At 42.4% G+C, this 5,535-nt stretch carries 5 protein-coding genes; 3 read left to right on the plus strand and 2 right to left on the minus strand.

All coding sequences use genetic code 11. From position 1 onward, the window contains the following. Positions 1-899 (plus strand): type I pantothenate kinase (gene coaA, locus CAG68_RS04390; protein WP_202599842.1); only part of this gene is annotated, 899 nt, incomplete at its 5' end. Between the two features lie 7 nt (positions 900-906). Here coaA and birA read toward each other — a convergent pair. Continuing rightward, a complete protein-coding gene (gene birA, locus CAG68_RS04395; protein WP_033907505.1) occupies positions 907-1,872 on the minus strand; it encodes a bifunctional biotin--[acetyl-CoA-carboxylase] ligase/biotin operon repressor BirA in 966 nt (321 codons plus the stop codon). Continuing rightward, positions 1,869-2,912, minus strand: coding sequence for a UDP-N-acetylmuramate dehydrogenase (gene murB / locus CAG68_RS04400; RefSeq protein ID WP_033907506.1), 1,044 nt, complete (start codon positions 2,910-2,912; stop codon positions 1,869-1,871). The genes birA and murB overlap by 4 nt, the downstream gene beginning before the upstream one ends. Positions 2,913-3,013: 101 nt before the next feature. Between murB and CAG68_RS04405 the strand changes: the two genes are divergently transcribed. Both CAG68_RS04405 and pssA read left to right on the plus strand, forming a co-directional pair. Beyond that, on the plus strand, positions 3,014-3,445 hold the full coding sequence (locus CAG68_RS04405) for a GNAT family N-acetyltransferase (RefSeq protein ID WP_161440826.1): 432 nt from the start codon (positions 3,014-3,016) through the stop codon (positions 3,443-3,445). A gap of 71 nt (positions 3,446-3,516) precedes the next feature. Further along, entirely contained in the window at positions 3,517-4,857 is a 1,341-nt protein-coding gene (gene pssA, locus CAG68_RS04410; RefSeq protein WP_033907507.1) for a CDP-diacylglycerol--serine O-phosphatidyltransferase, read from the plus strand. Positions 4,858-5,535: the final 678 nt, after the last annotated feature.

Raw genomic sequence — 5,535 nt, forward strand, 5'->3', positions numbered from 1 at the left:
GTGCAAATTGGGCCGAGTTAAGAAACTCTGTACCGATGACACTTTCTGAAGACGACTTGACTGCGCTTCAGGGCATTAATGAAAACCTAACCATGGAGGAAGCGGTAGAGATCTACCTTCCTTTGTCTCGTCTTTTGAATCTGTATGTCCAAGCTCGTCAAAGCCGCAATTCCGTATTACAACAATTCTTAAATACAGAGGAACATGCTCCCCCTTTCGTAATTGGTATCGCTGGCAGTGTTGCTGTAGGCAAAAGTACGACTGCTCGTATTCTAACGGCATTGCTTTCTCGTTGGGAGAATCATCCCAAAGTCTCCTTGGTTACAACAGATGGCTTCCTATATCCGAAAAAAGTACTAGAAGAACGCGGTATCATGCATCGTAAAGGCTTCCCTGAATCCTATGATATCAAGCGTTTAGTCGAGTTCATGTCTGACGTAAAGGCAGGAAAGCCCGATCTTGAAGTACCCATCTACTCTCACATCACGTATGACATTACTGATGAACTAAGAAAAGTGGATAGACCGGATGTTCTTATTATTGAAGGTTTAAACGTTCTGCAAAGTGGAATGGACTATCCACATGACCCGCATCGTGTCTTCGTCTCTGACTTTTTAGATTTTTCAATTTATGTCGACGCAGAAACAGAGACCATTGAACATTGGTATGTAGAACGCTTTTTAAAGTTTCGCCAAGGGGCCTTTACGAAACCTGGATCTTATTTTAGCCACTACACACAACTCTCTGTCGATGACGCAAAGAAAAAAGCGAAGCAAATTTGGCATGATATTAATGGGCTCAATTTAGAATTGAATATTCTTCCAACTCGTGAGAGAGCCCACTTGATTCTACACAAAGGCGTTAACCACTTGGTTGATAAAGTCTCGTTGCGAAAGTAATCGAAGATTAGTCACTTTTACGCAACGAGATTTCACCACCAATATAAGTCTCTAGTCCTTGGGAGGTTTCAATTAATATTCCACCTTGATGATCGATGCCTCGAACGACGCCATATACCTCTCTAGGACCAATAAGCAGTTTGACCTGACGATTAAGGAAATTGTCTAACCGATTCCAACGTTCGATAAAGCCAGTAAGTCCTTTCATTTCATATTCGACAAGTGCGGAATTCCAATGCTTGATAAGTGTCATTGCTAGAACATTTCTATCGATCTTGAGACTCTGATTTACTTGGTTCAACGTGGTCCATGGCTGGTCAATCTCAGGCTGGTCGTCAGGCATTCCAATATTCAGGCCCATCCCAATCACTAGATGAGCAGCCCCACCGGCCTGACCCGACATTTCAACCAAGATTCCGGCCAGTTTTTTATCTTGATAATACAAGTCATTCGGCCACTTGAGTTTAACACCTTGCATGCCTACTTCTTCCAGAGCTTCCACTGCGGCAATCCCAATCACCAAGCTCAAGCCCATTGCCGCAGCCATTCCCGCATCCAGTCGCCAATACATAGAGAGATATAAGTTAGAGCCAAACGGTGAGACCCATTGTCTACCGCGGCGACCACGCCCTTGTGCTTGATATTCAGCAATACAAACACGGCCCTTTTCCGAATCCACGACTCTGTCGAGCAAATACTGGTTCGTTGAGTCAATCACAGGGACAAGTTCAACAAGTGACTCCGAGCTAGTGGTCAGGAGTGTCTCGTCTAACAACTGCAATGGTGAAGCTAATTGGTAACCACGCCCTTGCACTCGATAAATATCAATACCCCATTCACTAAGACCTTTAATGTGCTTAGCGATTGCCGCTCTGGAAACATTAAGATCGTCGCCCAACGCTTCTCCTGAATGAAACTCTCCATCACTTAATAACCTTAAAATATGAAGTTTCGTAGAGTGATCTTTTCTCATCTAGATGCCTCGATCTGAGTCAAATTCGTCTCCCCGGTACGATTGAGAAAGCGTACTTCATGCTCAAGTATGATTTGGTATTTATCCCATACCGTCTGCTTCACTAAAGAAGCAAGCGCGACAATGTCATCAGCACTACAATTATCCATGTTGGTCAAAACCAAAGCTTGCATAGGGTTGACCTGCGCACCGTGTACAGACTTCCCTTTTAATCCACACTGATCGATAAGCCAACCAGCAGCAATTTTCATTCCTCCAGAAGCTGGGTAGGCCACTACGTTAGGGTATTTTTTTGTGAGTCGATCATAGTGATCTTGCGTGATCACTGGGTTTTTAAAGAAACTACCTGCGTTACCTATCTTGGTTGGATCTGGCAGTTTTGCCTTTCGCACTTGGCATACTCGTTCGAAGATAGAAGCAGGGCTGAGTTGTTCTTCTGGGATACTTTGTAAAGGACCGTACTGGTTAATCGGCTGCCATTGCTTCGCCAACTTAAGCCCTAATGCGGTGATAAAGCACTTTCCGTGCAACGCATGTTTAAATATGGAATCCCTATAGGCAAACTCACAGTCTTGGGCGTGCATTCTTTTGTTTTCAAACGTAGTTAGATCAAGAACATCTACATAATCACAGATGTCTTTTAGCTCTAGGCCATACGCACCAATGTTCTGAATAGGAGCCGAGCCAGCACAACCTGGAATCAAAGCTAAGTTCTCGATCCCACCGATCCCCTGATTCACACACCAGGAAACCAATTCAGGCCAATCTTCACCACCGGCAATATGTAATAGGTAGTGCTCATCCGTTTCCGTGACTTCTTTACCCATGATTCGATTAACAATCACTAATCCCTCAAAATGTTCTGTAAAAAGAACATTACTTCCTTTACCTAAAAAAAGTTTCGGTAAATGGGTGAATCTTGGGTTTTGAAATAGCTCAATAACATCTTCAAGCGACTCAACGATAGCTAAATAGGAACACGATTGTTCAATTCCAAAAGTATGGTAAGCCTTTAGGCTCGCATTTGTTTTAATTTGCATAGTAGGTTTGCAACACCAGATAAGATTCTCTTAAACTGTCGACATTCTACATTAGTTATCTTTTAACCGCAGTGACAATACCAGACTCATTAATCATAGAAGTGTTAAATCCCATCAAGCTCCCCCTCATTAAGAAACTATACAAAGCGTATTACCCTGCGGGTCGAGCCAAAAAAGATGAATTGATCATTACAGCAAGCCATAAAGGTGAAATCATTGCGTTACTACGTTTAAAAAGTGTAGATAAAGTTCGTCTATTGACAGGAATGTTGGTCATTCCGAAAGTTAGGGGAACAGGGATTGGAAAAGAACTACTAAATCATTGTAAAAACAATGTTTTCACTGATGGCGATTATTGCTTCGCGTTTACACATCTCGAATCCTATTATTCCAAGCATGGATTCACAACAATTGATTGCTCTGAGCTACCACACCCGCTAAAAATGGCATTTCAACGTTATGTAGATAGCGGTAAAGATCTCATTCCAATGCAATTCATCTCTTCAACGACATCAAAACGCGTGCTTTTGTAGCCAGGTAAATCATATCTTTGATAAAATGGCAGGTTCGCAATATTGCACTAAACTAAGGTACTCATACCGATATGATAGTAAGTAGGAATCCATTCGAACAGTTGCCAAGTCTCGCTGTCAATCCGGAAGACTTTGATGTTCTGTATTCAGCAGAATCATTCAGAACCCGTCTTTTAGATGCTATCAGCAAAGCAACGTCGCGAATTTACCTAGTCGCTCTATATCTGGAAGATGATGAAGCTGGACGTGAAATTCTCACTGCGCTTTATGAAGCGAAACAGCGCAATCCTGGGTTGGACATCAATATCTGTGTCGACTGGCATCGAGCGCAGCGTGGCCTGATTGGTGCGGAGACATCTGAGGGTAATTCAGCGCTTTACAAAGCATATGCCAGCAAATACCAACACCCAATCCCTGTCTATGGCATACCAGTGCGTGGCAGAGAAGTTTTTGGGGTACTGCATTTAAAAGGCTTCATTGTCGATGATACTGTTATCTACAGTGGGGCGAGCTTAAATAACGTTTATCTCCATTATCATGAACGTTATCGATTTGATCGTTACCATGTGATTCGACATGAATCTTTAGCGAATTCAATGGTGCAATTCATTCAGGAAGAAATGATTGCTCACCCTGCCGTTAATGATCTTGCAGGAAAAGATAAGCCAGAAACCAAAGAAATTAAGTCGGCGATTCGCCAACTGAGGGCTTCTCTTGCTCAAGCCAATTATAAGTTTGAAGACCAAGCTGCAACAGAAGAAAGCGTAAAAGTCACTCCGTTAGTTGGGCTAGGCAAACGCCGTAATCTACTCAATCAACAGATTGTAAAGTTATTGGCAGCAGCCCAAGACGAAATTTTCATTTGTACGCCTTACTTTAACTTCCCTAAAGCACTTCATCGTGAAGTGAAACGAGCCATGAAGCGTGGTGTGAAAGTAACTATTGTTGTGGGTGATAAAACCGCCAACGACTTTTACATTGCACCTGAGGAAGACTTTAAAACCATTGGCGGACTTCCATATCTTTACGAAGTGAATTTACGTCGCTTTGCGAAAACCAATGAAGCGAATATCGCCGCACGTAAATTGTCAATTCACCTATGGAAGCATGACAATAACAGCTTCCACCTTAAGGGTATTTGGGTTGATAAACGCTATATGCTACTTACTGGGAATAACTTAAATCCACGTGCTTGGTCACTCGACCTAGAAAATGGACTACTCATACAAGACAATTATGCGAAGCTCACTGAGAAGTTTGAAGACGAAGTTTCGCGTATTCTTGAGCATACTCACCTTATCTGTACTTATAAGCAATTAGAGAAAGTAGAAGACTATCCTATAGGGGTACAGCGACTGGTCAGAAAAATTACCCGCCTAAAGGCAGATGGTGTTTTAAAGCGTATTCTTTAGACATCATTTCTCGCTCTAAAGTACGTCGAGATTTTTATACTAAGCCAACCGCTTTAGCAGTTGGCTTTTTCATATAATCCATTTGGAATACTTAACTATTTTCTAGTACCGCTAGTGAGCACATAACCACTTAGATCTAGAGCGACTCTCTTAATGGGTTTGAGCTTTGACGTTTGTGAGTTATTCCGCATAGCTTACAGCCTCGAGCTAAGCTCCCCCTCTCTGTTCTGGCGCTTCTTACCCCTTGGCGATATATTTTTTCTGAGACTCATCAAATGTTCAGCGTCGAAAATCATCACCTCGCTAATGAAGAGCTCCTTCAATCTTTCACCTTCCAATTCTTTTCAAGTCGTTTGATTTTTGAGCCAGGAGAGATTGGGGGTATATATGACGCTTTTCTGGATTGTGCGCACAGTTCGTTTTTTCTTTCTCATCAAGATTCAAGCCGTTGAACGCCTTTGAATACCATAGATTACTTAGGTTTGTTTGTAGGTCATATTGTCTTTCCACAGCATCAACGGCCTATATTAATTAAAGCCTAGTGTGTAATCACGCAGAGTTCGCTTAGTAGGGATTATGGGGAGTAGTCTAGTTAGGTGTAAACACACTTCAGGGAAACGCCGCAGTAGAAACGAAAAAAGCCTCAGTCTTTCGACTGAGGCTTAATATAAGTGGCGG

Origin of the sequence: Vibrio sp. V42_P2S4T144 (assembly GCF_009904715.1) — a bacterium.
Taxonomy (GTDB): Bacteria; Pseudomonadota; Gammaproteobacteria; order Enterobacterales; family Vibrionaceae; genus Vibrio; species Vibrio alginolyticus.

Bases quoted from the DNA above. Each gene is read 5' to 3' on its own strand.
- birA (WP_033907505.1), bottom strand. From the start codon at position 1,872: ATGAGAAAAGATCACTCTACGAAACTTCATATTTTAAGGTTATTAAGT.
- murB (WP_033907506.1), bottom strand. From the start codon at position 2,912: ATGCAAATTAAAACAAATGCGAGCCTAAAGGCTTACCATACTTTTGGA.
- pssA (WP_033907507.1), top strand. From the start codon at position 3,517: ATGATAGTAAGTAGGAATCCATTCGAACAGTTGCCAAGTCTCGCTGTC.